Here is a 26,269-nt window from a genome sequence, read left to right as displayed (position 1 = left end):
GGGGGGGGGGCGGGGGGGGGGGGGGGGCGCGGGGGGGCTGCCGCCCCCGCACCCCACGTGGTGCCGGGGCTGACAGCCGCACGAGCTGGTGAACGGGCGGATCAGGGGTTGGGGCGGGTGGTGCAGAAAGTAGGACGAGTGGATCAGTAGTAGTGACGACGCCCGCCGACGGCGTGCCCGACGGAGCCCGCGATCCACAGGACGAGGCCGATGACGGCCAGGATGATGCCGATGGTCCACAGGATCGAGATCCCGGTGACGAAACCGATGATGAGCAGGATGACGCCGAGGACGATCACGAGGTCCTCCCGTGTGGTGACTGGGACGGTTGTCAGGAGGGGCGGTCCGGCCGCTCGATGGTGGTGCCGGAACCGTCCGGGGGTGGTGGAGCCGTCGTTTCTCCGGCCGCGCCCATGATCCGCGTGTACCGCTCTGCGGGCCGGGCAAACCATCCTGCCCGCAGCGGAATGGGTCGGTTCCCCGCTCGGGCATGCCCGGCCCTTCGCCGAGCGGTCGTCGCCGTCGACCGTGGCGGGTCAGGACCGCATCCGGTCGAGGACGGCGTCGATGTCGAGGTGGTCGGATTCGGTGCCGGCCGGCACCAGGGCGAAGGAGTCGAGGAGGAAGGCCGTCACGGCGTCCACGGGGATGCTGATCACGGCCCGGCCGTTCTCGGCGCACAGGGTGACCAGGACCCGGCCCGCCCGCCCGGGCGCGACCGTCACGTCCCCGTGGCCGGCGGGGGCGTGGCGGCCCTCGTCCAGCAGGTCACGCGAGAAGACCCACTGCGCCTCCCCGCCGCCCCCGAGGGGCGGGAAGACCAGGCACACCGCGTACGGCAGCGAGGTGTCGAAGCGCAGTTGCGCCTCGACGGTCACGTCGGGGAACGGGCCTTCGGGCAGCGTGACGGCGGTGGACCAGGAGGTGACGACGGTCATGCGACGGACTCCGTTTCTGGCTGTGGCGCCGGGTTGTCCGCAGCGGCACCGAGCGCCGGCGGCGGCAGCGCTCGGCTACCCGCCCCGGGCCGATTCATGGCCCTGATGCGGAAACCTCGCGTGCGCGGTGTGTTCGCTCGTGCACGGACCGTTCCGGCGCGGCCAGGGCCGGTGTGGCCCGTTCCGGCGCGGTTCCCGGCGCGAGGCGGGTGGTTTCCGTCCGGCGAGAAGGGGCAGCCGCCGCGTGGTCCCGCTGCCCGGCCGGTCGTTCGTCCTAGTCCCGGACGCCCCGGCGCCTCGGAGCACCGTCCTCCGGGGGTCGGGAAACGGCCCGTCGAGGCCGAACCGCCGGGTGGAGGGCCCGCCAGCACCGCGGGGGCCGGCCGACGGCTCCCCCGACCCGGAAGGAACTCAGCGATGGGTATCGTCATCAGCAGCCCGCTGCCGGACAGCGAACGCAAGACGACCGGGGAGGCCCTGCAAGGCACCCTGGTCGATCTGCTGGACCTGTCCCTGGTGGCGAAGCAGACGCACTGGAACCTCTACGGGCCCCGGTTCCGCTCCGTCCACCTCCAGCTCGACGACGTGGTCGCCACCGCGCGCGACTACGCCGACCAGGTGGCCGAGCGCGCCGCCGCGATCGGGGTCAGCCCGGACGGACGGGCCGCCACGATCGCCGCCACCAGCAACCTGCCCGACTTCCCCGAGGGCTGGACGGCCGACGTGACGGCCGTCCAGAACCTGGTGAAGGCCTTCGCCGCCGTGATCGAACGGATGCGGGTGCGCATCGACGAGACCGGTCCGGCGGATCCCGTCAGTCAGGACCTCCTGATCGGACTCACGGCCGAGCTGGAGAAGCACAGCTGGATGTTCCAGGCCGAGAACCAGCACTGACGGCACCCTGCCGACCGCGACGGGCCGGGGCCGGGGTGCGGGCCCCGGCCCGTCGCCGGGCGCGCCGCCTTGGCCGTTCGCGGGCCCCGGCGCGCGCGGTGCGGTCGGCAGGGCGGTCCGGCCGTCAGTGCTTCTCGTCCTGGCCCTCGCGGGACTGCGTACGGCGGGACCGCGTACGGCGCGACTGCGCACTGGCTGCGGACCTGCGGCGGCGTACGCGCCAGACGATGAGGGCGATGACGACCGCCGCGGCGAGCAGGGCGGCGACGACGCCGCCGACCGTGCCCTCGACCTTGGTGTAGGCGGCCCCCGCGAAGTAGCCGAGGAGGGTGAACCCCACGCCCCAGGCGAGGCCGCCGAGGGCGTTGAAGAGGAGGAAACGGCGGTACGGCATGCGGGAGACGCCGGCCAGCGTCGGCACCACGGGGCGGAAGAAGGCGACGAAACGGCCGAAGAAGACGGCGGCCGGCCCCCGCCGGCGGATCAGGTCACGGGCCTTGTCGACCTGCTCCTCATGGCGTCGCAGCATGCGCGTGTCGAGGACCGCCGGGCCGATGCGGCGGCCGATCTCGTAGGCGACGGAGTCCCCCAGGACGGCCGCGCCGACCACGGCGAGGACCAGCCAGCCGATGGACACCCTGCCCTGGTGCGCGAGGAAACCGCCGAGGACGGCGGCGCTCTCGCCGGGGATGAGGAAGCTGAAGAAGAGGGCGTCCTCGGCGAAGACGAGGGCGGCGACGACCGCGTACACGACCGGGCCGGACAGGCCGTCCAGCCAGTCGGTGATCGAGTGCATCAGCCACCCCGTTCGGGATCTGCCGCCCCTTGCGCCTCAATGTAACGCCTGCGTCGAGGGCCGGGGGAGCGGCCGATGAGCAGACTGCCGGACTGCCGGACTGCCGGACTGCCGGACTGCCGGGCCGCCCGGACCGGGCCCACTGCGCGTTCGGTCCGAAGCGTCGGCTCGCGCTGAGGAGGCGACCGGCCGTCGGCCGCCGCCCGCGCGCTCGACGCGGTGGGTGCGGTGGGTGCGGTGCTCAGTGTGCGGCGGTTTCCGCCGGGTGGGCGTCGTCCTCGCGGTGCTCCTGGGCAGCCGTTTCGGTGGCGTCGGGTGCGGGGTCCTGCCTGGCGGCCTGGCACGTGCTGCAGGTGAGCCAGTGCGGTGGAGGTTGGTGGGCGTAGCGGTGCGGGGCGAGGGTCATTCCGTCGGTGTCCAGGCCGCACAGGGTGCGGAGGCCGCAGGTGCCCGAGGCTTCCGCGGGGGCGACGTGTACGCGGCGCACCGGGCTCTCCGGGTCCGCCGGGGTGTGGTCGGGGCCGAGGAGCCGCACGTTGGTCGGCATGTCTAGCTCAAGTACGACGACGATGTCCATCTTCTCAACGTCGCTGCTGGGCCGGTCCGCCGCACCCGCTCGGTGGCATCCGGACCAGCCCGGGCCACCCCCGGAGGACGGGCTCCGACCGGCCGCGTGCGCGACGGCAGAGAACGCGACGGCAGAGAGCCTGAAGGTGTGCCCCGCCCCAGCACGACGCCCGTGATCGGTGGAGACGTGGCGCCGGCGGGCGATCACCCCAGGTACCGCGACGGGGTGAAACCCGCGCGGGCCGTGACGCCGTACGTGCCGGGGCGCGCTGACGTGCAGTTGCAGGCTCCGGGCGGGGTCGCCCGCCTCTCCCCAGCGCGGCGGTCACTGCGTGCGCAGGGCGCGCTCGCACTCCTGGCACCGCTGGTCGGCGAGCGTGGGCGGGTACCAGGGCTCACCGGGCCGGACCGGCCGGTAGTGCGTGTGTTCCATCGGGCCGGTCTCCAGCCCGCACAGCGTGTACGGCTGCGGGTCCTCGGGCACGTCGGGATCGGCCCCGGCGGCGTGCACCGCGATCACGGCGGGTTCGGTGCCTTCCGCACCGTCCGTGCCTTCCACACCTTCCGCACCGATGGCCCCGTCGGGCTCCAGCTCGAAGAGCACGATGATCGATGCCATGCACCGAGCCTCGGCCATCGCCGGCGGACCCACATCCGGAGGTGGGCCTTTCGAGGCGAGCACCCTTGCCCGGTTTCCGTGCCCGTCCCCGTTCCCGCACTTGGTTCCGGTGCTGCCCGACGACGGCATGGATCGCGCCCGTCGGGGCCTGCTGCCATGCTCGGGTGATCACACCTCGTGCACGGAAGGAGTCCGTCGATGATCGTGCCGCCCGCGCTGGAACGGTGTCCGGGCGGGCTGCGGTGAGGGGCTGGGTGGTCGGGGCCGTCAGCGAACCGGACGAGCCCGGCGAGCCGGGGCGGTTGCTGGTGGTGCTCGTCGACGGTCGGCGGCTGGTGACGCGCGAGCTGTCCGGGCAGGAGCGGGCCGAGCTCGGGTCGCCCGTCGCCGGGCGGCTTCGAACGCCGCATCCGGGCGCGCGGTCGATGGTGCGCTGGCTGCGCCCGGTGCTGGCCGTCGTCGTCGAGCTGGAAGCCGGTCAGGTGTGCCGCATCGCCTTGCCCGCGGCGGGCGACTGAGTGATTCGCCGCCGCCCTTGAGCACGGGCCGTCACGAACAGCGGTGGTGCGGGCGGCTGCCGCGTTCGGGCGCAGATCGGATACACGATGATGACCGAACAGCGCTGCGCGCCGAGCGTCGGCGAGGCCCCCTCATCCCGGTCGGCGGCGACAGCCGGCCGGCCTTCCCCACCTGGGCCGAGGCCACCCTGCTCCCGGCGCTGCGCACCGCGCTCCGAGCCGGATCCGGATCGGTCGGCTGCACCGCGGCGGCCGTCGTGGGGTTCACCCGATTGCCCAGCGTCCGTCCGGCCGGCCCCGGGACGGACCGGGCGCCCGGGGGCGGGCCGCGTCCGGGCGACGTAGGTTGCGGGCATGACCAGTGACGAGACGACGATCCCGGCGGTAGGGGTGCGCCTGCTGGACGAGGTGTTCGACGCGATCGAGGCGGCCAACGGCCGCCCGCAGCCGTGGACCGGTTTCGACCACGGGATCCTGGGGGCCTACCGGTGGGCCGCCGGCGCCCAGGTCGCGGCGCCCCTCACCGCTGCCGCCGCGCTCGGCGCCACCGGGCCGTGCCGGGCGCAGCTCCTGGCCGAGTGCCAGGCCGCCGCCGTCCGTCTGCGCGACACCTCGGCCTTGGCCTCGGCCTCGGGTGGGGGCGACGGCGCGGACGAAGGCGCGAACGCCGCGTACGCCCTGGGCGCCTACCAAGCGCTGGCCTGGCTCTGCGGCCACCACGAAGACCGCCCCTGACCCGGCCGCCCGAAGTGTCGGCACCGACCTGCGGGCCTGCCGACCTGCCCGAATCGCGCACCCGCGGATCCGCGCACAGGGAGACGACACCGTGCTGAAGGACGACAAGTCGCCCGGCGGGGGCAGGGACGAGACGCCCCAGGAACGGGCCGACCGGCTCTGGAGCGAGATGCTCCAGGAGGTCCGGGTGTGCCAGACCGGCGCGCAGATCCTCTTCGGCTTCCTCATCAGCGTGGCCTTCACCCCGCGCTTCGCCGGCCTGCCCGACTTCGACAAGGACCTCTACGTCGCCACCGTCATCCTCGGCGCCCTCGCCACCGGCACGCTCGTCGCCCCCGTGGCCTTCCACCGCCTCCTCGCCGGCCGCGACATGAAACCCGAACTCATCCACGTCGCCGGCCACTTCATCGCCACCGGCCTCGTCACCCTGGCCCTGACCATCGCCGCCGCCCTGCTGCTCCTGCTGCGCACCGGCACCGGCAACCCGGTCGCCGCGTGGGCCCTCAGCGCAGCCGTCCTGCTCTGGTTCACCACCACCTGGCTTGTTCTGCCCCAGATCGTGCTGCGGCGCACGGCCGCCCGCCGGACGGCTTCCTAGCGCCGGTCCTGCACGCGTCCGGATCCCGTCGTGGCGTCCTGGCGTCGTGGCCGGAGCGGCCGGAGCGGCGCCAGGAACGGTAGGGCCCGCCAGCCGGATCCCGAGGCCGTACGAACGCGTCGCGATCGACGTTCGGGGTAGACGCCGGGGCAACCCGAGGAGGAGAGGCCGTGCCAGCCGGTTCGAGCAAGAAGCAACCACCGGGCCCGCGAGGCCGCCTCCAGAGCGCACCGAATCTGCCGACCGACCTGATGAGAAGGGCTACGCCATGAGCACGCACGACACGGGCACCACCCCCGCGGAGCACGACGCCTCGCGGAACGGCGACGACACCGTACGGGAGCGGTCCGCGGAGGAACGGAACATCGTGGCGCCCACCCCGAAGGACGTCCGCGCCATGGCCGACGAGCCCGCCGACGCCGACGACGCGCCCACCCCACCCGCCGCCGACACCCAGGCCCCCTGACCGGCGACGGCGTGCCCGGCAGACGCACCAGGTCGGGTGCCGATGAACCGGGGCCGGGTTGGCGAAGGTTGTGTCGAGCGCCTGCGGCAGGCTGTCGGGGAAACGGAAAGGAGCCTAGCGGGGCTCGGAGTTGCCCTGTTCCATGCTCTTCGAGAATTCGAGTCGTACTACAAGAGGCGACTGACAGCCGCTGTTGGGAGCACAGCTGGTGCGGGCGGGGCCTGTGGCACTGGGTGTGCCGCAGGCCCCGGGTTGGCTGGTCAGGGGTGGTGGTCAGGCGGTGTTGGGGTAGATGGTCCAGCGCTGGTTGGCATGGTTGCCGACGCAGTCCCAGATGTCGAGGGCTGTGCTGTTGGCATCGTTCCAGCCGGGGAGTTCGATGCAGCGGTTGGCGGTGGGGCTGTAGATGGTGCCGTCGGCGCGCAGGGTCCAGACCTGGCCGGTGGCTCCGGTGCAGTCGAGGATGACGACGGCGGTGCCGTTGGCGGTTGCGTTGTCCTTCGTGGCGACGCAGCGTCCGCCGGTGCGCAGTGTGCCGTCGGCGGCGAAGGTCAGCTTCTGGTTGGCGCCGTTCCAGCAGTTGTAGATGAGCAAGGAGGTTCCGTTGCCAGCGCCCCAGTTGTCGAAGCACCGGTTCGGGTTCTGGGCGGAGCTGATGTTGTAGCTGGCAGGTGTGGCGGAGGGGAGGGTGCGCGGGGTGCCGAAGCGGGGCAGCCCTGCGTCGGGTGCCGTGCCGAGGTACTGGGTGAAGATGCCGTTGGTGTCAGTGGTGATCAGATCGGGGTTGCCGTCGCCGTTGATGTCGCCGGGAGAGTCGACGGTCGGGTACGCAGCGGAGCTCGCGCCGAGTGGCAGCACTGCTCGGGCGGTGGGGCTGGTCCACTTCTGGCTGACGTCGTCGAGGCAGTCCCAGAGGATGAGGTGGTTGCCGGGGTCGTTCTTGCCCTCGGGGACGGCGAGGCAGCGGCCGGACTGCGGGTTCTGCAGGGTGCCGGAGTAAGGGCCGTCGGCCCACTTCTGGGCGCCGGTGTTGTTGCAGTCCCAGAGCTGGATGCCGCTGCCATTACCGGTGGCAGCGTCCTTGATGTCCAGGCACTTGCCGAGGACGTGGAGTGTGCTGTCGATGCCGCGGGTGAAGGCCTGGGCCCCTGTCGTGTTGCAGTCCCACAGTTGGGCGGTGGTCCCGTTGTCGGGGAGGCCACGGTCTACGTCGGCGCACATGTTGGCGCCAGCGGGGTTCTTGACCGCGGAGACCAGGGCCTGGTGAGCGGGGACGTGCAGGGACTTCGCGGCCGGGGCGCCGTCGGTGAGGGGCAGGGGGAAGGTGTTGATCGCGCCGGTGACGCTGTCGCGTACCCACAGCGCCGGGGTGTTGCCGATGATCCCGGGGGACAAGAGGGTGAAGCTGCTCCAGTTCTCGTTGTCGGCCCCGAGTTCGATCCCTTGGGCGAGGAGGCAGCCGCCGACGGTGGTGCCAGGGTAGTAGCGAAGGTGGCCCGCCTCGATGGTGATCAGGTTGGGTCGGCCCGCGCTGGTGGGGGTCGCGCTGAGTGCAGTCAGTTGCGTGAGGTTGTTCCAGGTTCCGTCGACGCCTCTGGCGCAGTCGGTCCTGTTGCCGATCTGGGCGATCCCGGCGCGGTCGCTGAAGTGGCCTGGTGTTCCGGCGGGCACGCGGGTGGAGTCGTTGAAGTAGATGTAGAGCTGCTTGGAGCTCTTGTTGTAGGCGAGCAGATCGTCGACGCTGTTGGCGCTGACCGAGCCGCGGTGGGCGATCAGGTAGTTGTTCCAGCTGTCCTGTTCGGGGCTCTGCGTCTTGGTGGAGGCGGTGCCGGGTTGGGCGGTGAAGTCGCTGTTGCCTGGAAGCAGGGTCAGCGAGCCGTCGGCGGCGGGGACGAGGTAGTCGGGGGTGCCGTCGAAGTTGACGTCGCCGGCGACGACTTTGGTGGCCGGGTTCCAGGGCGCGTAGAAGTCGTAGGTCGCGGCCTGGGGTTGGGTGTTTCCGGCGTTGTCCGTGGCGCGCACGTACAGGCGGTGGGTGCCCCACTGGTCGGGGTTGAGGTTGATGGGGATGTCCGCGTAGGCGGAGCCGTTGGCGTCCACTCCTGCGACGGGCTGGGCCTTGTAGCCGGTCGGTGGGATGTTGTCGTCCAGGTTGTACTGGAACTCGCGCACGCCGCTGGACAGGCAGCTGCCGCGGGTGCAGCCGCCCGGGACCGGGTCGGTGCTGGTGACACGGATGGTGGCGCCCTGGTCGCCGGCGTGGCCGGTGGGCTTGATGCCGCTGCCGATCGGGGGGAAGACGGTGGAGGGCGCGATGTAGGCGAGGGTGGGCGGGGTCAGGTCGACGTTGAAGTAGCAGTAGGCGGTGCCCGCGCTACCGAGCAGTCCGTCGGTGGCCCACGCGTTCCAGCCGTACTGGTGTCCGTCGGAGACCGGGAAGCCGATGTTGGCGTCGCCCCAGCCCCGGCCGTTGATGCTCTGGCTGGCGGGCCAGGTGACGGTGGCGGGACTGCCGTTGGCGTCCGCCGCCATGTTGTCCCAGACGTGGAAACCGATGACGATGTTGGTGCCCGGCATCGGCGTGGAGCCGTAGGCGTGCAGGGTGATGTCGGAGGCGCCGTTGCCCAGCGGCACGGTCCGCCCGATCCAGCCTGGCTGGCCACCGCCGCAGGCGTAGCCGTTCGGGTTGATCGGCTGGGGGCTGGTGTACATGGAGTCGGGGGTATTCGGCGGGAGATCGTAGGTGGCGATGAGGTACGGGTTCGGGGCGAACCGCATGAAGTTGTCGTTGTTGGTCGAGTTGTTCTCGTCGCCGAACAGGCCTACCGTCCAGGCCTTGCTGCCTGCCTGGGCGACTGAGCGCAGCGCGTCCGTGACATTGAAGGTGACCGTCTGCCAGCCGCATTTTCCGTAGGCGGACTTGGGCCACTGACCGCTGATGTCCTGGTAGACGGTCGGCTGGTGGTTCCAATCGGTGCCGCCGTCGATCGCCTCCCTCATCCACTTCAGGGCGACGGGGGCGGTGTGGCCGCAGTCCCAGCTGGCGCCGTAGGTTTCGGTGAAGTACATCTTCGCGTCGTCGATGTACATCTGTGGTGCCACGGCGCTGGTGTTGAACTCGTAGTACGAGCGTTCCATGCCATAGCAGTTGGTTCGGTAATGTTGGAATCCGACGCCCTGGCCGTTGTCCTGCGCGATGTCGTATTGGGGACTGGTCGGACAGCCCTGCATCACCTGGGCGAAGTGGTTGGTGCCCATGGTCGGGGCCGGCTGGAAGGTCGGGTCGATGTAGAGCGGCCAGACGGTGTCCTTGCCACCGAGCAGGTCTGCGTCCGGGGTCAGCGTGAGGGCGCTGGTCGTGGCCTCGACCGCGATCGGCTTGATGTGCGCGCCGCGACCTGGTCCATCCGTCGAGGACTCGCTGTCGCCCGCGCCTGCTTGGGCACCTCCGGAGATCGGACCGGAGGTGGAGGAGGTGAGAGGCGCTGCGGCGGCTTTGATGGTTGGGGTAGTCGGCGGCGCCGGGGTGTCTGACGCGGAGTCCCACATCAGCGGGGAAGGTGCGCGGAAGACGGGCTTTCCATCGGCGGCAGCGGCAGTGAGGTTGCCGTGCGCGTCTGCGGACACGGTGAGGTTCGTGGTTCCGGTGCCAAGCTTGAGTGATTTCAGTGCGGGGTTGGCGGCGGCGCTCGCGTCCTTGACTGCCAGGACTTCGCGGACCGCGCCCTGCGTGGTGACGTCCACCCGCAGATCGACACCGGGCAGAACCTCCGCGTAAGTGGCGGCGCTGCCGGTCACGGTGGGCGCGGGCAGCTTTGCGGGGAAGGCCAATGCGAAGCTGTGACCGTCTTTGTCGGTGAGCGTGGCCAGCGGTCCGGTGCCGCCGCCGGAGAGAGTAACCCCTGACGGCGTGGCAGTGGGCGAGTAGCCCCCGTCCGGGTTGCGGGCCAACGTGGCGTCGACTGCGGTCCAGGTGCCGTTCTTCTTTACCCGGGCTGCCTGAAGGTGGGTGGTGGCGGTGAGCTTGCCATCGGGTCCGGCCACCGTGAGCGACGTCTCGGTGGTCAGCTCGTCGACGGTGACCGGCTTGCCCGTCTTCTTGGCCTGAAGGCGGGCGGTTTGTACGGGGCCCGGGGCGGGTTCGGGAAGCTTGGGCGCCTGGGCGGCCGACCCGGGCGGGACGGCGAAGGTGCGGTCGTCGGCGACTGCGGCGCCGGGTGCGGCCAGGACGAGCCCGACGGCGCACGCGGTTGCCAGATGCCTTATCAGGTAATGCCGCTGCGGCGGCGGAGTGGGAAGGAGTTCCCCCATGGCGTCATCACTTTCACGACACGGCTGACCCCGCGCGCAGACTGTGGGATGCATCACACTCGCCGGTGTGCGGGGCGCCTTTGTCCAATTGTGGAGCGATTTCTAAGCAATCGTCAGCTGACTGATCGTCAATTCGATTGCCAATCGCAGCCGAACGCTATTGCGTTGCCCAAGAGTCTGGCAATACGGTTCCCGCCGTCATGTTGGGCGAGCTGTGGTTGCCATCTGCAAGTGGTCCCAGGCCCATTACGAATTCACGAACGTGGGGGTATGCGTGCAGCCCAGTTTGAGTTGGTTCGTCCACCGTGAACGGGGAGGGGGTCGCAGGCGACGGAACACGCTCACCGTTGCCGCACTCACCGCCGTGATGGCACTGGTGGTCCCGCTCGCAGGTGAGAACGTCGGCTTAGGCCGTGCGTACGCCGCCGACCAGAGCAAGGAGAAAATCCCCCAGCTCCCACGAGTCAGCGGCCACGATGCCGACGGCAAGGGCGAGTCGAAGGCGCTGCCGCACCCTGTCGGGGCACGGGAACTGACCGTCCACCACAGCGGGCCGGTCAACTGGCCCGCAGCTGCTACCGTCTCCGTCGACCTCACGAAGGCCGGCTCCAGCCAGGACACCCGCGCCGACAGGGCGCCCAGCACCGAGACGCGGGCCGGCGCGACCCCCGTCCTGATCGCCGCAGCCCACCCCGATCAGGTCGGTGCCAAGGCCAGGGCCGCAGCAGACGCTGAACCGGCCGCCCCGCCAGGCAGCGTCGAGGTCAAGGTCGCTGACCGGCCCCAGACCGAGAAGGCGAACGTCGACGGTCTTCTGGTCGCCCTCCAGCGCACGGACGGCGGCAAGGAAGCCGCAAGCCTGGACGTCTCACTCGACTACAGCGGGATCGCCGACGCCTTCGGCGGAGGCTGGGCCTCCCGGCTGCACCTGGTCGCGATGCCGGCTTGCGCGCTGACCACGCCCCAGCTGTCGGAGTGCCGCACCCGAAAGCCGCTGGAGTCGGTTGTCGACCCTGTGGCAAAGAGGGTCAGCGGCACCATCGCCCTGCCCGGTGACGCCAGCACGGCCGCGAAGACCGCACCCGGCGAGGTGCCCGCGACCAAGCTCGACTACGTGCTCTCCCCGGACGCGGCCAGCGGCGGAATGGCGGTCGCGGCAGTCTCCGACACGGGCAGCTCCCAGGGGTCCTACACGGCGACCGACCTGTCCGCGTCCGGCTCGTGGTCACAGAGCTCCTCCGGCGCATTCACCTACGGCTACCCGGTCACCACTCCGCCATCATTGGCCGGGGCCGGCCCGGAAGTGACGCTGTCGTACAACTCGCAGTCGGTGGACGGCGAGACCTCCGCCCGTAACTCGCAGGCCTCGTGGATCGGTGACGGCTGGTCCTACAGCCCCGGCTTCCTCGAACGCTCCTACAAGTCCTGCAAGAACGCCGGCATCAAGGATTCCGGTGACGAGTGCTGGGCTGGATGGAACGCCACGCTCGCCCTCGGCTCCCACAATGGCGAACTGATCCGGGACGCAGATGGCCTGTACCACCTGCAGAGTGATGACGGCACCCGCATCGAGCGGCTGACGGGCGCGGCGAACGGCCTGTGGCAGGGCGAGTACTTCAAGGTCACCACCACGGACGGCACCGCCTACTACTTCGGTCTCAACCACGCCCCCGGCACCACCGGCGATGGCGCGACCAACAGTGCCTGGGCCGTACCGGTGTACCACCCGAACAACGGCGACCCCTGCTACAGCGCAGCCAAGGGCAAGGATTCCCAGTGCGACCAGCAGCTCGGATGGCGCTGGAACCTGGACTTCGTGGTCGACCCCCACGGCAACCTCCAGCGCTACGACTGGGCCGCCGAGGCCAACCGGTACGCCATGGGCAGCGCCAGTGGCACCGGCATCCTGGTCCCCTACTCTCGTGGCGGCCACCTCGCCCGCGTTTCCTACGGCTACCAGCTCGCTGACGCGCTCGCAGGCCGCGAGCCGTCCGCCCGGGTGAACTTCGACACCGCCGAGCGGTGCACGGTCTCCGATGCCGTTTGCAAGCCGGAGAACCTGTCGGCGGCCACGGCCTCGAACTGGCCGGATGTCCCGTTCGACCTGGCCTGCCAGGACGGCTGGACCACCAGCGGCACGGGATCCAACGTTTGCCGTCTCGCCTCGCCGACCTTCTGGTCCACCAAGCGCCTCAGCACCATCCGCACCGAGCTGCGCACGCAGAGCGGCTGGCAGAACGTCGACCGGTACGACCTCACGCACCTGTTCTCCGCTGCCGGGGGTACCTACGATCCGGTGACCGGAAAGACTCCGGACAAGCAGAACGTCGGCTCGTTGCAGTCGGTGATGTGGCTGTCCCAGATCCGGCACACCGCTCAGGACACCTCGGCTGGCGGCAGCGGCCAGATCGCCCTGGACCCGGTCACCTTCGCCGGTATCGAGGTGGACAACCGCGTTGACAGCTCGGACGTGTCCTCGCTGCCGCTGTACCGGCCTCGCATCATCGGGATCAACACCGAGTCGGGCACCTCGATCGCCGTCACCTACCGCGACCCGGAGTGCTCCCGGACCAAGGGCACCATGCCCGCCTCGGCCGACGGCAACACGATGGCCTGTTACCCGGTGTACTGGACCACCCCGGGCGGGGCTGCGCCGGTCGCCGACTGGTTCCACAAGACGCTGGTCGCCAAGGTCACCGTCTCGGACACCACCAAGGCGAACTCCCCGGCTCGGACGACCGCCTACACCTACGGTGGTGGCGCGGCATGGCACCGGGACGACTCCGACCTGACCGACGACCGGTACCGCACCTGGAACGACTTCCGCGGCTATCGCACCGTCACCACCACGGACGGCGCCAGTCCGGACCTGGTCAGCCAGACCACCGTCTCCTATCTGCAGGGCATGAACGATGACTACAAGGCGGACCGCTCCCGCCGGGTCGTCAAGCTGAAGAACTCCCTCGGCGAGGAAACCGTCGACAGCCCCTGGTTGGCCGGCACGGCGCAGGAATCCGTCACCTACACACAGGCTGGCGGCACCGCCATCGCCAAGCAGTTCACCGACACGCCTGTCAGCACCGTCATCACCAGCCGGGACAGGACGGCGTGGAGTTCGAAGGACGGAGGGTTGCTGTCGGCGCTCCCAAGGCTTGAGGCCCGCCGGGTGCAGTCGATCGGCTCGCGTTCCAGCTCGCTGCTGTCCGATCAAGCGACGTGGCGCACCGCCCGCACCAGCACCACGTACGACAGCTTCGGACGGCCCGTCAAGGTCGAGTCACAGCCGGATGTGACCACCACGGCCGACCAGAGCTGCACCACCACGAGCTATGCGACGCCCCCAGCGGCCAACCCGATGATGCTCGCCTATCCGAGCGGGGTCCTGACCCTCGCCGGCCCCTGCGGGACCAAGCCGTCCTCCTCCACAACCGTCAGCGACCGCAGGCTCATCTACGACGGCAACACTGATCTGAACAACCCCGGGCCGCCGGGCGTTCTTGGGCAGAACGGTTCGACCGCCGGCTTCGTCACCGCCACTCAGTCCGTCAAGGCCTACGACGCTCAGGGCAACGCCGCCTACCAGACCCTGGCCGCACAGGAATTCGACGCCTACGGTCGCGCTGTCCGCAGCATCGACGGCGCGGGTGCGGTCAACCGCACCGCCTATACCCCGGCGACAGGCCTCCTCCCGACCGAAGTCACCACCACCAACCCTCTGGGCTGGACCGCGAAGAGCGTCGTATCCCCGGCCCGCGGCCTGGTGACCCGCGCCGTGGACGCCAACGGCCGGGTCACGGACTCGGTCTACGACACACTCGGCCGCCGCACCGCCATCTGGCTCCCCGGCAACAGCAAGGACGCCGACAAGAAAGCGGACCGCACCTTCAGCTACGAGATGCACGGCGTCGACCCGGCCCCGTCCACACGCGCCAACCCCCCGAGCGTCACGACGAACACACAGCTGGAGAACGGTACCTACACCACATCGGCCACCATCTACGACGGCTTCCTGCAACCCCGTCAGACTCAGTCCACCCCGGCCAACGGAACCCAAGGTCGCCTCCTGGCCCACACGCGCTACGACAGCCACGGCCAGGTGACCAAGGCCACCGCGGCCTGGTACGACCCCCTCACCGCACCCGGCACCACGCTGTTCGAGGAGGCTGACAACACCGTCCCCTCCCAGACCCGCTACCTGTACGACGGCACCGGCCGGAAAGTCGCCAGCAAGCTCTACGCCAAGGGCACCGAGCTGTGGCAGACCACCACCACCTACCCGGGCGCCGACCGGACGGATTCCACCCCGCCCAGCGGCGGCACCCCGAGTACCGTCTACACCGACGCCCTTGGCCGGACGACCGCCTCCGTCCTTCACGGCGGCAGCACCGGCGACGCCACCACCCGCTACACCTTCGACCAGCGCGGCAAGCTCGCCACCATCTCGGACAACGTCGGCAACACTTGGACCTACGCCTACGATCTCCAGGGCCGACGTACGTCCCAGACCGATCCCGATGCCGGCACCTCAACGACCGCTTACGACGACCTCGGTCACGTCACCAGCACGACCGACGGCCGCGGCAAGCAACTCTCCCTCGCCTACGACCTGCTCGGCCGCGTCATCGGTCGCTATGAGGGCACCGACACGGGTGACCAGTCCAAACTGCTCGCCTCCACCACCTACGACACCCTCGCCAAGGGCTTCCCGACCTCCACCACCCGCTACGCCGGTGGCGCCACGGGCAGTACATACGTACAGAAGATCAACGGCTACACCACGCGCTACCAGCCCACCTCCATGACGACTTCCATCCCCGCCGCCGAAGGCAAGCTCGCCGGCGACTACACCCAGACCGCCCGCTACACAGACAACATCGGTCTCCTCGGTGGATTCAGCTACAACGCGGACGGCGGCTTGCCCGCCGAGACTCTCGGCTACACCCTCGACCTCCAGGGCGAGGTCGTCCAGAGCGGCACCGAAACCGCTGCGCTCCTCGACATGGCCAACTACAACGCACTCGGCCAACTGCTGCTCTCCCAGTACGGCGACCGCGGCGGCCTGCTGCGCACGGCCCGGACGTACGACGACACCACCAGCCGGCTCACCACAAGCAGCGTCAAGCTCCAGCAGGCCGACGCCAACCCGATCTCGTTCACCAGCTACGGCTACGACCAGGTCGGAAACCGCACCAGCACCTCCGAGCTGCAGTCCTCCGGTGGCACGGACCAGGTGTCCGATACCCAGTGCTTCCGCTACGACGGTCTGAACCGTCTCGTGGAAGCGTGGAGCGATACCGGGAGCGTCTCCTCCCCGGGCGCCGGGCAGGTCTCGCACTGCAACAACAGCACCGTCGGGCTCAACTCGCTGGGCGGTCCGGCACCGTACTGGCAGAGCTTCCAGTACAACATGCTCGGCGACCGCACCCAGCAGGTCCGCCGCGATGTCACCGGTGACACCGCCCGCGACGTCACCCAGACCAGCGTCTACCCGGGCGACGGTCGTACCCCGGCTGCCAAGCCGAACACCGTCACCACTGTCACCACCAGCACTGGCACCCCCACCAGCAGCCTGACCTCGGCCATGGCGGGAACCGGAGGCGCACGGCTCTGCCTGGACGTCACCAGCGCGCGCACCGCCGACGGCACCCCCGTCGAGACGTGGACCTGCAACAGCACGGGCGCCCAGAAATGGACCCGCCCCGGTGACGGCACCCTACGGGCACTCGGAAAGTGTGCCCGCCCGGCCGGCGGCAGCGCCGGAGCGGGCACCGGTATCGAGCTGGCCACGTGCGACGGCAGCGACAGCCAGAAGTGGCAGGACGGCGCCAACGGAGCCCTCGTCCACACCGCGTCCACCCTGTGCCTGGACCTCCCCGGCTGGAACCAGAACCCCGGTACCCCGGTCGGCCTGTGGTATTGCACCGGCAGCGCCAACCAGCAGTGGCCCGCCACGGCCAACGCTCCTACCGGTCCCAGCTACACGAGCACCCTGACCCCGCAGTACGACACGGAAGGCAGCACCACCTCCCGAACCACGACCAGTACCACCACCTTGCCCTCCGCCGTTCCGACCGGCACTACGCCGCTCTGCCTCGACGCCGCAGGCGCCCACAACGCCAACGGCACAGCCGTCCAGACCTGGACCTGCAATGGCACCGAAGCGCAGAACTGGGCCATCGGCACCGACGGCACCGTGCGCGTCCTCGGCACCTGCGCCCGCCCGACCGGAGGTAATGCCGGCTCCAGCGCACAGATCGAGCTATGGACCTGCGACACCAACGATGCCAGCCAGCAGTGGCGCACCCGCACCGACGGCGCCCTGGTCAACAAGGCGTCCGGCCTGTGCCTCGACATCCCCGGGACCAGTAGTACCGCAGGCACCCGCGTCGCTCTATGGACCTGCAACCAAGGCCCCAACCAAAAATGGGGACCTGGCGGCACCCAGCCCACCGCTGGCACCACCCAGGCCTTCACCTATAACGCCGAAGGCCGCACCGAAACCGTCACCACGTCCAACGGCGACAGCACCTCCCGGTACCTGTACGACGCCAGGGGCAACCTGCTCATCCAGCGTGGCTCCGACGGCACCGTCCTCTATCTGTTCGGTGGCGCCGAACAACTCACCCTCTCAGTCGACGGCGCCGCCGTCACCGGCAAGCGCTACTACCAACAGCCCGACGGAACCAGCATCGTCCGTTCCAGCGCCGGAGGCCTCACCTACGAGCTGACCAACCCCCAGAACACCTCCACCCTCCAGATCGACGCAGCCAGCAAAGCCATCACCCGGCGAGCCTTCGATCCCTACGGAAGCCCCCGCGGAACCGTCCCCGCATCGTGGGCGGACAATCACGGCTACCTCGGTAAACCCGTGGACACGAACAGCGGCCTCAACCTGCTCGGCGCCCGCAACTATGACCCCACGCTCGGCCGCTTCCTCACGGCGGACCCGCTCCTGGAACCTGGCAACCCCAGCCAGATGGGCGGGTACACCTACGCCAACGACAATCCGATCACCCTCAGCGACCCCAGCGGCCTGTGGCCAGGGTGGCTCAAGGCCACGGGAAAGTTTGTTGCAGGCGCAGTGGACAGCGCGGCCGGCTGGCTCGCGAAGTACAGCCCGTACACGGCGGGAAACAACATCCTGGCCGGGATCAACGGAGAGGTCGCCAAGCAAACCGGTGGCTATTCGGTGTTCCCCGGCATCACTCCCATTCAGCCCTCCGAGCACCCGGTGGCGGACGCCTTCGGCATCCCCCACGACGACAAGGCGTACGTCGCTGGCGAGGTGACCGAGACCGTCGTTGAAATCGCGGCTGACGGCTACGGGCTCGTCAAGTTGGGCGTGAAGGGATTGAGGTATGCGCTAGAGGCCGTTGAGGACGCCGGAGGCATCAGGAACGCATTCGCGAAGCTCGGGTCCAAGAGCACTCCCAAGAGCTCCTCCTCGAGCCCGGTTCCCGCACCGGAAGAACCCAACCGTCTCAAGACCAGGCCGTCCGACTCTAAGGCGCCAGTCACCCCGAAGCCCAGCCCGACCTCGCCAGAGCAGCCTGTCGGGACAACGTGTAGCTTCACACCTGACACTCGGGTTCTCATGGCCGACGGTTCGGCCAAGCCGATCAGCGACATCAGGGTCGGCGACGTCGTCGAATCTGCGGATCAAGGTACGGCCACAGACCAGGGAGGCCGCACCGTCAGCGCCCAACTGGTGCATGACGACGAGGATCTGATCGACCTCGATGTCACGACCGATGGTGCCGCAAGCACGATCAAGACGACCGCCAACCATCCGTTCTGGGACGACACCGATCACGCCTGGGTGCCAGCCGGCAAGTTGACCCCCGGCCACGCACTCAAGGCCGACACCGGCGAACGCGTCGTCGTCACCACCGTCCGCGCCATCGAAGGCCGCGCACGGATGTACAACCTGACCGTCTCGCAGCTGCACACGTACTATGTGCTCGCAGGCAGCACCCCGATCTTGGTGCACAATGAGTGCGAGCTCACAAATAATGCGAGCCCGGCGAAGCAGGCCCTTGAGCGGAAGGCAGCAGCACAGCGAGGTGTCGTTCCCACTGTGCTTGGTGATGGAACCGGACTGAGCGGCCTGCAGGCTGCGTTGGGCGGGGAAACCGACTTTAAGTGGGCCGTTGTCAGGGGTTCTGCTGGTGAAGAGCTAAGGGTAATGTCCGCTCATGCTGGAGGAGAATCAGGCGGATGGCCTCGGATTGAAATGGCTCACACAGTACTTGCGCAGCCTGGCGAGTCGGTCCTATCGGCGGGATCCGGACAGCTTGATGAGTTGTTCGGCACCTCTATAACCAACTGGAGTGGTCACTTCACTCCTGAAGATTCGGTGCTACCGATAGGCGAAGCAGCATTTGGGCGAGCTGGCATCGATGTGTTCGCAACGCCGTTCAGCTTGCTTGGAGGTGGGTAATGGCTCTTCCGTCGCCTGAGGACGTGTTCCTCATTGACAGCCCTAGCGGGTTCGCTGCGCTGCTGGCCAGGGACGATCTTTCTGAGGCGTCCGCTGGCTGGTGGACAGCGGCGATCTCTGCGTGCAGTTCGTGCCTGACGCTCTCTGTGGCAGACGATGCTGGCCCGCAGCCTATTGAGTGGGCGCGAGCCTTGGTGTCCATCCTGGATGCTGCGGCCGATTCTGGATTGATCAGGAGAGTGGAACTTCTAGCGCGTCGAGTCCAAGTCCAGGTATCTGCATGGCTTGATGGCAGTGATGATTTTGGCGACGCGAATTACATTTGCGCTAGGGTCTTTGATGAGCTAGTCGACTCTGGCGAAAACGTTCAATCTGTGGCGAATGAGGTTCGAGAGTTTTCCGAAGGGAATCCTGGGTCTAAACTTCGGATCACTGATCTTGCTGTGCTGAGGAAGATCATGCGGACGTTGGAAAGTATCCGTGATTCAATTTCAGAAGGTGAAATTCGCTCCGAGCTGAATCTTTGGGTCGGGGCGTTTAATCCGCAGTAGTCGTCTGTATTATCTCAGCCCTTGGGGTCGCAGTGCTTGAATGCGACTCCAAGGGCTGTAGGTATGAAGCTGACGGCTGCTTCGACGGCTACGATATTTGGTTGGTGCTGGCCGAGGCGGTTCCGCAGTCTCGTTGGTCCTCGTCCAGCTGGGCCCGTCGCAGTAGTGCCCAGCAGTGTGATAAACGACTGCACCCGAATGCAATTTATGGGATTCCACGGCTCGGTGATCTGCCCGGCAATGGCGCAGACCGGCCACATCGCCCGACGGATTCTCCAGGGCACACACCGTTGTTTGATGTCACCCGTAGAGCCTTCCAAGGGCACGGGTGGGAATTCGCGGACGATGTCTGGAGCTACTATTCTGGGCCTACCAGGCCGCTGAACTAGCGAACTCTGGTGGGGGCAGTCTCGTGGAGGCTGCCCCCATTGGGCTTGAAAACCCCGTAGGACTACCTATCTCCATGTGGCGGTGACAATGGAACTTCCGGCATGCCCCAGCCCTGACGTACTCCTTGCGCGCCTCGCTCATATTCAGGGGGTCGGTCCCGTAGGTGACATCGAACGCACCAACGGCGGGCCGTCAGCAATTCATGCTGGAGAACCCTCTCGCGAGGAATTTCTCAGTCGGCTGGCGGGGCAGGTCGGTATGCAGAGACATGACCTCTTCCTCGTTGCGGATCTGGCTCTTCCGGACGATGCATTACACTTCGACGAGGCGGCCAGTCGTGCGCTCCCCAAACTGGTGCAGCGCGTACTCACCTTGCCCGCTTCCAGCCGCCGGCGATTGCGGGACTACGCCCGATCTCTGGCCGATGTGCCGCATATTGCCCCTCCCAGGAAGATGCGCTCATTTGAGCAGTACCCTCCGGGTTTCGGATCGATTTTTGTGCGAATGCTCGCCCTCCGAAATCTGGGATGGTCTTCGGCGGCCAAGGTGATGTATTTGATGTCTGATGTTTACCTATCGGCTGCAACCATTGGGGCAATAGGGCGTGGCGTCAAGGAACTTGACCCTGATCTTCTCGATGGGTTCGCGGCCGTTCTCGGCGTTCCAGTCGCTGTTCTGGCTTCTTTGGCGGGCACGCCGCAAATTTCGGCAAGCCGCAGGCATCCTGAGGAAGTTATCGACACTGCTGCGCTGCTTTGGGATGTGCGGCACCTGAGTGCGGAGCAGGTGCGGCAAGTCTCACATCTGGCGGATTGACCCTGGATGGTCATCGCTGTCGGCGCCGCGATTGTCCCAATTGAGACTGGTTGGGAAATTGGCGACCTATAATCATTGCTCTCATTAGACTTATTCTGATGGGGTTGTCGCATCTCAAGCACCGACATGGAATTAAGGTAGCATTCGACCCTTCCTGGGAATTGTGGGCAGCTCGATGGGCTGCCCGCCTGGGGGGCATGTGGGTGACGGTCCTGGCCTTGCTGTGCCCGCTCGCTTTCGTGTGGGAGTGAGTTTCTATCCGACATTGGCGCTAATAGGCCTGGAAGCCCTGCCGAGCTTATTCGGCGGGGCTTCCAGGGCTCTTGACGGCAGTAGTTGACGGCAACGTCAGAGGACGGGTGCCGCACAGAGCGGTGGGTCGTCGCCGTCGTCGGGCTCGATTACGGCCTCGGAGGTTTGGCCGAGCGTGCGGCTGAGGAGATCGATGGCGTCGCGGAGGAGCGCCTTTAAGTGCCGGGTGAAGGTGGCGGGTTCGATCGGGTGGCCGTCGGGCGGGGTGAAGACGTGACCGCTCTCCTTCCAGTTCTCGCCGGCCTTCTCCCGTTCTTGGGCCTGCTGGTCGAGGTGGTCGCGCAATGAGCGCAGGCAGGGAGCGGGCAGGGCGATACGGCGTTCGGAGCTGAGGGTCTTGGTGGGGAGGGTGGTCAGGCCGTCGGTGTTGGCGCGCTGGAGGGAGCGGCGGATGGTGGCGGCGCCGGCTTCGAGGTCTAGGCAGTTTCGTTTGGATCATCTGGTCGTTGGTCTGGGTGTGCCGTTGACTGACGTGCAGTGGGCGTGAATTGAGCCGTTGTTGCTGGACCGAACGTCGAAGCGCGGTGGCCGGTGGCGTGACCACCGTGAGGTGATCGACGCGATCGCCTTCAAGCTCCAGACCGGGTCGCAGTGGGTGCATCTGCCGGAGAAGTGCGGCAACTGGCGGGGTGTCTGCAACCTGCTGCGGACGTGGGCCGTCGACGGGGCCTGGGGACGGGTGTTCGTCGCGCTGATGGCCCGGGCCGATGTCGATGGGGACCTGGACTGGGTGGTCTCGGTGGACTCCGCGATCGTGCGTGTGCACCAGCACGTGGCCGGGGCCTGCAGAGGGGCCTCGACCGGAGAGCCGGGCTCGTGTTGTGGCCTTCGGGGTTGCCGCTTTCGCCTTCCAAAGTGGTTTCACTTTCAACTATGATGGTGTGGTGACATGCCGGCCGTGAGTGATCCGTTGATCTGCTGATCCGTCAGAGGAGTTCCCGTGAGTGATGTGACCACCGATGTGACCGCTGCCCCGGTGCGGCGGCGGGTGTTCATCGACAAGCAGAGCCCTCAGGCCTACCGGGCGTTGCGGGCGACTGCCGAGGCGGCCGGGGCGGGTGCGGCGGAGGCCGGGTTGGACCGCAGGGTGGTGGAGCTGGTCAATCTGCGGGTGTCCCAGATCAACGGGTGTGCCTACTGCCTCAATGTGCACACCAGGGCCGCTCTTCAGGCCGGCGACACCGCGCAGCGCCTGGGCACGCTGCCGGCGTGGCGCGACACCGAACTGTTCACGCCGCAGGAGCGGGCCGCGCTCGCCCTGGCGGAGGTGACCACCGATCCGTCGGACGCCGTCGCGCAGGAGGCCGCCTACGGTGTCGCCCGTGAGGTCCTGACGGACGACCAGATCTCGGCGGTCATCTGGGTGGCGATCGCCATCAACGCCTTCAACCGCGTGTCGATCCTGAGCAAGCACCCGGTGCGCCCGATCCCGGCGCAGTGACGGTGCCGCGCGGGCTCGCCTCGGTGATCAGGGCGCGGATCGCCGTGGCCACGGGGGCCGGCCGTTCCTGCATGGCGACGTGGCCGACGCCGGGCAGGGTGAGGAGGCGGGCGTCGCGGAAGGCCGCGTAGGCCCGGGGCGCCGTACGGAAGGGGACGAGGGCGTCGTCCCGTCCGTACACGAGCAGGGTGGGGGCGGTGACGCGGCGGGCCAGGTGCCAGGCCGAGGCCTCGCCCCGCCGAAGGGACGCGCGGACCACCGAGCGCACTCCCTCGGCCAGCATGTCCTGCGCGTACGGCAGTTCGGCGCGGCGTCGGCGCTCGCGTGCCTCCACCGACCGTTGCTCGGTGCCGACGAGGCCGGGGTTCGCGTAGATCAGGCGGTAGAGGTCGTCGAGTTGGCGGTCGGGGCTCTGGGTGGCCAGGAGGCGGGCGTGCAGTCGCGGCGCGCCTGGCAGGCCCAGCAGGGCCACCCGTAGGGCCGGGGCGGGCGGGAACGTCGGCAGCACGGGCGAGATGAGGGTCAAGGTGGCGACCAGGTCGGGCCGTTGGGCGGCGAGGCGCAGTGCGATCAGGCCGCCGAGCGAGTTGCCGACCAGGTGTACGCGGCGGTGCCCGTTCCGGTCGGGGTGATGGTCGGGGTGACGGCCGAGGCGACGGTCGAGGCGACGGTCGAGGTCGCGGTCGAGGTGGCGGTCGAGGTGGCCGGCCACGGCTGCGGCCTGGTGTTCGACGGTGACGTCGCCGTCGGGCGGGGGCGCCGACCTTCCGAAGCCCGGGAGGTCGAGGGCCAGGCAGTGCGCCGAGGTCCGCAGCAGGTCGATCAGGTGGGCCCAGTTGTGGGTCCAGCCGCCCAGTCCGTGCAGGAAGACGGCGGTGCCGGCGGCCGGAGCGGGGCTGCGGACGTACTCGGCGGCGAGGGGGTGGTGCATGGAGGTCCGTTTCTTCGGGGTGGGTCCGCACTCTCCTGCCGGCCTGCTCAGCGGCGCAGGGGTGGCCCGGCCGTCTCGGTGCGGGCGAGCCGGTAGTGCTCGACGAGGAGGTCGCCGACCGTCTCCCAGCTGCGCTGCGTCGCCGCGGCACGCCCCGCCCGCCCGAACGCCGCCCGCAGTTCGTCGTTGCGGGCGAGACGTTTGACGGCCTCCCGGAACCCGTCCGCCGCGCCGGGCGGGACGAGGAATCCGGTGTGGCCCGGGCGGACGAGGTCGAGCGGCCCGCCGGCCGCCGGGGCGACGACGGGCAGCCCGCTCGCCATGGCCTCCTGGAGGGTCTGGCCGAAGGTCTCGAACGGCCCCGCGTGGACGAAGGCGTCGAACGAGGCGTAGAGCCGGGCGAGTTCGTGCCCGGACCGGAGACCCAGGAAGACCGCGTCCGGCAGCACGGTCTCCAGCCGGGCGCGGCACGGGCCGTCTCCGACGACCACCAGCCGAACCCCTGGGATGCGGGACACCTCCGCCAGCCGGTCGACGTGCTTCTCCGGCGCCAGGCGTCCGACGTACCCGACCAGGACGTCGCCGGGGCGGCCGAGGCGCCGGCGCAGGGTCTCGTCACGGTGGCGGGGGTGGAACCGGGTGCAGTCGACGCCGCGCGGCCACAGGTGGACCCGGGGGATGCCGTGCGCCAGCAGGGCGCGCAGCGAAGCCTGCGACGGTGCCAGCGTCCGGGCTGCCAAGGAGTGCACCCGTCGCAGCCGCCACCAGGCCAGCCGGGGTCCGGCCGCGCCCAGCGCCGGCAGGTACGTCCTGGCGTAGGCGGCCAGATCGGTCTGGTAGACCGCCACGGACGGGACCCCTGCCCGGTCGGCCGCCGCGGCGCCGACCGCCCCGAGCGCGAACGGGCTGGCCAGGTGGACCACGTGCGGGCGGTGCCGCTCGATGGCGTCGGCCACCCCGCGCCCCGGGAGCGCGACCCGCACCTCCGGGTAGCCGGGCAGTGGCACCGACGGGACGCGGACCACCTCGTAGCCGTACGCCTGCTCGCGGTGCAGGTCGCGGTGCAGGTCGCCTGCGTGCCGTCGCGCGGCCCGCGCGGCTGGTGCCCGCACGGCGGGTGCCACCACCACCGGGGTGTGGCCCCGGGCGAGGAGGTGTTCGGCGGTCCGGAGGACGCTGTGGGCGACACCGTTGAGCTGCGGGGCGAAGGACTCGGTGACGATCAGGACGCGGAGCCGTTCGCCGCCGGGGGCCGGGCCGTCCGCGGTGCGCGCCGCCGGCCCGGACAGGACTCCGCTCACCGTGCCGCCGCCTCCGCTTCGGGCGCGGCCTGCGGCTCCGGGGCGGTTGGCCGGGTCGGCTCCGGGTCGGTCGGTCGGGTCGGCCCCGGGGCGGTCGGCCGGGCCAGCCCCGGGTCGGTCGGTCGGGTCGGCGGGGCCGACTGCGCCGGGTCGGCGGGGAGGGAGCGGCCGATGGCCCGCAGGTCCCGCAGGATCTCCCGGAAGCAGGCGATCAGGCCCGCCTCGCTGTACGGCACGCCGACCTGGGCACAGTAGTCGCGCACGATGCGCGAGGCGGGGCGCAGCGCCGCGACCGGCATGGCCGGGAAGAGATGGTGCTCGATCTGGTAGCCGAGCCCGCCGAAGAGGAAGTGAACGAACCGGCCGGCCCGCAGGTTGCGCGACGGCAGCACCTGCCGGCGGAGGAAGTCGGCACGCTCCGCGTCCGGGCCGGTCATCGGCATGCCCTTGTGGTTGGGCGCGAAGATGCACCCCAGGTACACGCCGAGGACCGCCCCGAACAGCACGGCGAAGGCCAGCGCCTGGAGCGGCGCGAGGACGACGGCCAGCAGGGCTGCGGCCAGGGCGTAGTGCAGCGCGGCGAGCGTACGCTCCAGGGCGGGGTACCGGACGGTGCCGCGGGTCAGGGTCAGGCAGGTGGCGACGAGCAGCCCGAGTGCCTGGAGGGACAGCAGCGGGAAGAACAGCTCCGCCTGGTACCTGGCCGCGATCCGCCTCAATCCCCTTGTACGGCCTGCCTGTTCGGTGGTCCGGGTGAAGAGGAGGGAGTCCGCGGCCGGGTCGTGGCCCTCGCGGTTCGGGTGTGCGTGGTGCCGGTTGTGGTCGCTCACCCACCACCCGTAGCTCATGCCGACCACCAGGTTGCCCAGCACGATGCCCGCCAGGTCGGTCGCCCGCCGGCCGGCGAACACCGCGTGGTGGGCGACGTCGTGCCCGAGCAGCGCCAACTGGCCGATCACAAAAGCGAACAGGGGCGCGAGGCACAGCTGCCACCAGCTCGCGCCGAGCACGACGAACCAGGCCAGGAGCAGTGCCAGGGCGGCGAACAGCGCGGCGCTCCGGCCCGCGTAGTACAGGGGACGCCGGCGCAGCAGACCGGCGTCGGAGACGCGCCGGTGCAGTTCGGCGAAGTCGCCGCGCCGGGTGGTCCCGGTGGGCGGGGTGTCCTGAACGGTCATGCCACCATTTCGGTCTCGGGTCGCTCCGGTCGCTCCGGCCGGCCGTGGCAGCCGCACCGCGAGGCCCCGGGCAGGGTGGCGTCAGCCTTCCGCATCCGGACCGCCGTTGTCGCGGCGCTGCGCCGTGTCGCGGCCGGAGGCGGCCCGATCGGGTGGCGGCGGGCCCGGCTGCTCCGCTGTGCGTCCGATCGCCGATCGCCCGTTCGGTTTTCGCACGGTTCGGTGTGGTTGAGCAGAGCCGGGGGAGGGCGCCCCGGCGAGGAGGATGCGCGCTTGCCCCGGAACGATCATTTCGGGGAGGCGGCCTGCACCGATCAGTCGAATGGGTGATCGGTGCCTGTGGAATCTCCGGGGCCCCCGATCACTCCTGGCGACCTCATGTGTTGCGGACCGTGACCGGGTGGGTGAGGGTCGCGCTGGGGAATCCGTACGGCGCCGACGGCTTGCGGCCGCCGCTGACCTGTCAG

The 26,269-nt window shown here is 69.4% G+C and carries 20 protein-coding genes; 10 read left to right on the top strand and 10 right to left on the bottom strand.

Annotated features, from left to right (window positions below):
- Positions 1-143 precede the first annotated feature (143 nt).
- Both ACFWPI_RS12540 and ACFWPI_RS12535 read right to left on the bottom strand, forming a co-directional pair.
- Positions 144-299: a DUF6131 family protein gene (locus ACFWPI_RS12540; protein ID WP_167745913.1), complete on the bottom strand. Its 156-nt coding sequence runs from the start codon at positions 297-299 to the stop codon at positions 144-146.
- Positions 300-536: 237 nt separating this feature from the next.
- Positions 537-938 carry an SsgA family sporulation/cell division regulator gene (locus ACFWPI_RS12535; RefSeq protein ID WP_380373977.1) on the bottom strand — a complete coding sequence of 134 codons (402 nt, stop codon included), beginning with the start codon at positions 936-938 and terminating at the stop codon, positions 537-539.
- 417 nt (positions 939-1,355) lie between these two features.
- On the opposite strand from ACFWPI_RS12535, the gene ACFWPI_RS12530 reads away from it, so the two are divergent.
- Entirely contained in the window at positions 1,356-1,832 is a 477-nt protein-coding gene (locus tag ACFWPI_RS12530) for a DNA starvation/stationary phase protection protein (RefSeq protein ID WP_363584375.1), read from the top strand.
- Positions 1,833-1,956: 124 nt separating this feature from the next.
- Here the strand turns inward: ACFWPI_RS12530 and ACFWPI_RS12525 are convergent, their stop codons facing one another.
- From ACFWPI_RS12525 to ACFWPI_RS12515, 3 genes are all read right to left on the bottom strand, one after another.
- Complete coding sequence (locus ACFWPI_RS12525; protein ID WP_380373980.1) at positions 1,957-2,628, bottom strand: DedA family protein; 672 nt, start codon at positions 2,626-2,628, stop codon at positions 1,957-1,959.
- A 241-nt stretch (positions 2,629-2,869) separates the two neighbouring features.
- Positions 2,870-3,205 (bottom strand): hypothetical protein, encoded by a 336-nt coding sequence (locus tag ACFWPI_RS12520; protein WP_380373982.1) that lies wholly within the window; start codon positions 3,203-3,205, stop codon positions 2,870-2,872.
- A 315-nt stretch (positions 3,206-3,520) separates the two neighbouring features.
- Complete coding sequence (locus ACFWPI_RS12515; RefSeq protein ID WP_380373985.1) at positions 3,521-3,814, bottom strand: hypothetical protein; 294 nt, start codon at positions 3,812-3,814, stop codon at positions 3,521-3,523.
- Positions 3,815-4,068: 254 nt separating this feature from the next.
- Here ACFWPI_RS12515 and ACFWPI_RS12510 point away from each other — a divergent pair, with 254 nt between their 5' ends.
- The 4 genes from ACFWPI_RS12510 (at position 4,069) to ACFWPI_RS12495 (ending at position 6,131) form a co-directional block, all read left to right on the top strand.
- On the top strand, positions 4,069-4,332 hold the full coding sequence (locus ACFWPI_RS12510) for a hypothetical protein (RefSeq protein WP_380373988.1): 264 nt from the start codon (positions 4,069-4,071) through the stop codon (positions 4,330-4,332).
- 354 nt (positions 4,333-4,686) lie between these two features.
- Complete coding sequence (locus ACFWPI_RS12505; protein WP_380373991.1) at positions 4,687-5,067, top strand: hypothetical protein; 381 nt, start codon at positions 4,687-4,689, stop codon at positions 5,065-5,067.
- A 91-nt stretch (positions 5,068-5,158) separates the two neighbouring features.
- Positions 5,159-5,665, top strand: coding sequence for a DUF6328 family protein (locus ACFWPI_RS12500; RefSeq protein WP_380373993.1), 507 nt, complete (start codon positions 5,159-5,161; stop codon positions 5,663-5,665).
- Positions 5,666-5,933: 268 nt separating this feature from the next.
- Positions 5,934-6,131, top strand: coding sequence for a hypothetical protein (locus tag ACFWPI_RS12495; protein ID WP_380373996.1), 198 nt, complete (start codon positions 5,934-5,936; stop codon positions 6,129-6,131).
- 273 nt (positions 6,132-6,404) lie between these two features.
- On the opposite strand, the gene ACFWPI_RS12490 is transcribed toward ACFWPI_RS12495, so the two are convergent.
- On the bottom strand, positions 6,405-10,442 hold the full coding sequence (locus tag ACFWPI_RS12490) for a ricin-type beta-trefoil lectin domain protein (protein WP_380373998.1): 4,038 nt from the start codon (positions 10,440-10,442) through the stop codon (positions 6,405-6,407).
- Between the two features lie 367 nt (positions 10,443-10,809).
- Between ACFWPI_RS12490 and ACFWPI_RS12485 the strand changes: the two genes are divergently transcribed.
- The 3 genes from ACFWPI_RS12485 to ACFWPI_RS12475 all read left to right on the top strand — a co-directional run bounded on the left by ACFWPI_RS12485 (position 10,810) and on the right by ACFWPI_RS12475 (position 20,639).
- Positions 10,810-18,882, top strand: a complete 8,073-nt coding sequence (locus tag ACFWPI_RS12485; RefSeq protein ID WP_380374108.1) for a ricin-type beta-trefoil lectin domain protein — start codon at positions 10,810-10,812, stop codon at positions 18,880-18,882.
- A 23-nt stretch (positions 18,883-18,905) separates the two neighbouring features.
- Positions 18,906-19,433, top strand: coding sequence for a hypothetical protein (locus tag ACFWPI_RS12480; RefSeq protein WP_380374001.1), 528 nt, complete (start codon positions 18,906-18,908; stop codon positions 19,431-19,433).
- Between the two features lie 471 nt (positions 19,434-19,904).
- Complete coding sequence (locus tag ACFWPI_RS12475; protein ID WP_380374004.1) at positions 19,905-20,639, top strand: hypothetical protein; 735 nt, start codon at positions 19,905-19,907, stop codon at positions 20,637-20,639.
- Positions 20,640-20,987: 348 nt separating this feature from the next.
- Here ACFWPI_RS12475 and ACFWPI_RS12470 read toward each other — a convergent pair whose 3' ends face one another.
- Positions 20,988-21,236 carry a hypothetical protein gene (locus ACFWPI_RS12470; protein ID WP_380374006.1) on the bottom strand — a complete coding sequence of 83 codons (249 nt, stop codon included), beginning with the start codon at positions 21,234-21,236 and terminating at the stop codon, positions 20,988-20,990.
- A 211-nt stretch (positions 21,237-21,447) separates the two neighbouring features.
- Between ACFWPI_RS12470 and ACFWPI_RS12465 the strand changes: the two genes are divergently transcribed.
- Both ACFWPI_RS12465 and ACFWPI_RS12460 read left to right on the top strand, forming a co-directional pair.
- The gene (locus ACFWPI_RS12465) at positions 21,448-21,828 is read left to right on the top strand and encodes a transposase (RefSeq protein WP_380424765.1); all 381 of its coding nucleotides are present in this window, start codon (positions 21,448-21,450) and stop codon (positions 21,826-21,828) included.
- A gap of 63 nt (positions 21,829-21,891) precedes the next feature.
- Entirely contained in the window at positions 21,892-22,392 is a 501-nt protein-coding gene (locus tag ACFWPI_RS12460) for a carboxymuconolactone decarboxylase family protein (protein WP_380374012.1), read from the top strand.
- Here the strand turns inward: ACFWPI_RS12460 and ACFWPI_RS12455 are convergent.
- The 3 genes from ACFWPI_RS12455 to ACFWPI_RS12445 form a co-directional block, all read right to left on the bottom strand.
- Positions 22,337-23,323 carry an alpha/beta fold hydrolase gene (locus tag ACFWPI_RS12455; RefSeq protein WP_380374014.1) on the bottom strand — a complete coding sequence of 329 codons (987 nt, stop codon included), beginning with the start codon at positions 23,321-23,323 and terminating at the stop codon, positions 22,337-22,339. The genes ACFWPI_RS12460 and ACFWPI_RS12455 overlap by 56 nt on opposite strands.
- Before the next feature lie 47 nt (positions 23,324-23,370).
- Positions 23,371-24,549, bottom strand: a complete 1,179-nt coding sequence (locus ACFWPI_RS12450; protein ID WP_380374111.1) for a glycosyltransferase family 4 protein — start codon at positions 24,547-24,549, stop codon at positions 23,371-23,373.
- 71 nt (positions 24,550-24,620) lie between these two features.
- Positions 24,621-25,802 (bottom strand): acyl-CoA desaturase, encoded by a 1,182-nt coding sequence (locus ACFWPI_RS12445; RefSeq protein ID WP_380374017.1) that lies wholly within the window; start codon positions 25,800-25,802, stop codon positions 24,621-24,623.
- Positions 25,803-26,269: the final 467 nt, after the last annotated feature.

Source organism: Kitasatospora sp. NPDC058492, from assembly GCF_042720685.1.
Lineage (GTDB): Bacteria > Actinomycetota > Actinomycetes > Streptomycetales > Streptomycetaceae > Kitasatospora.
This window is presented reverse-complemented; position numbering and strand designations above follow the sequence as displayed.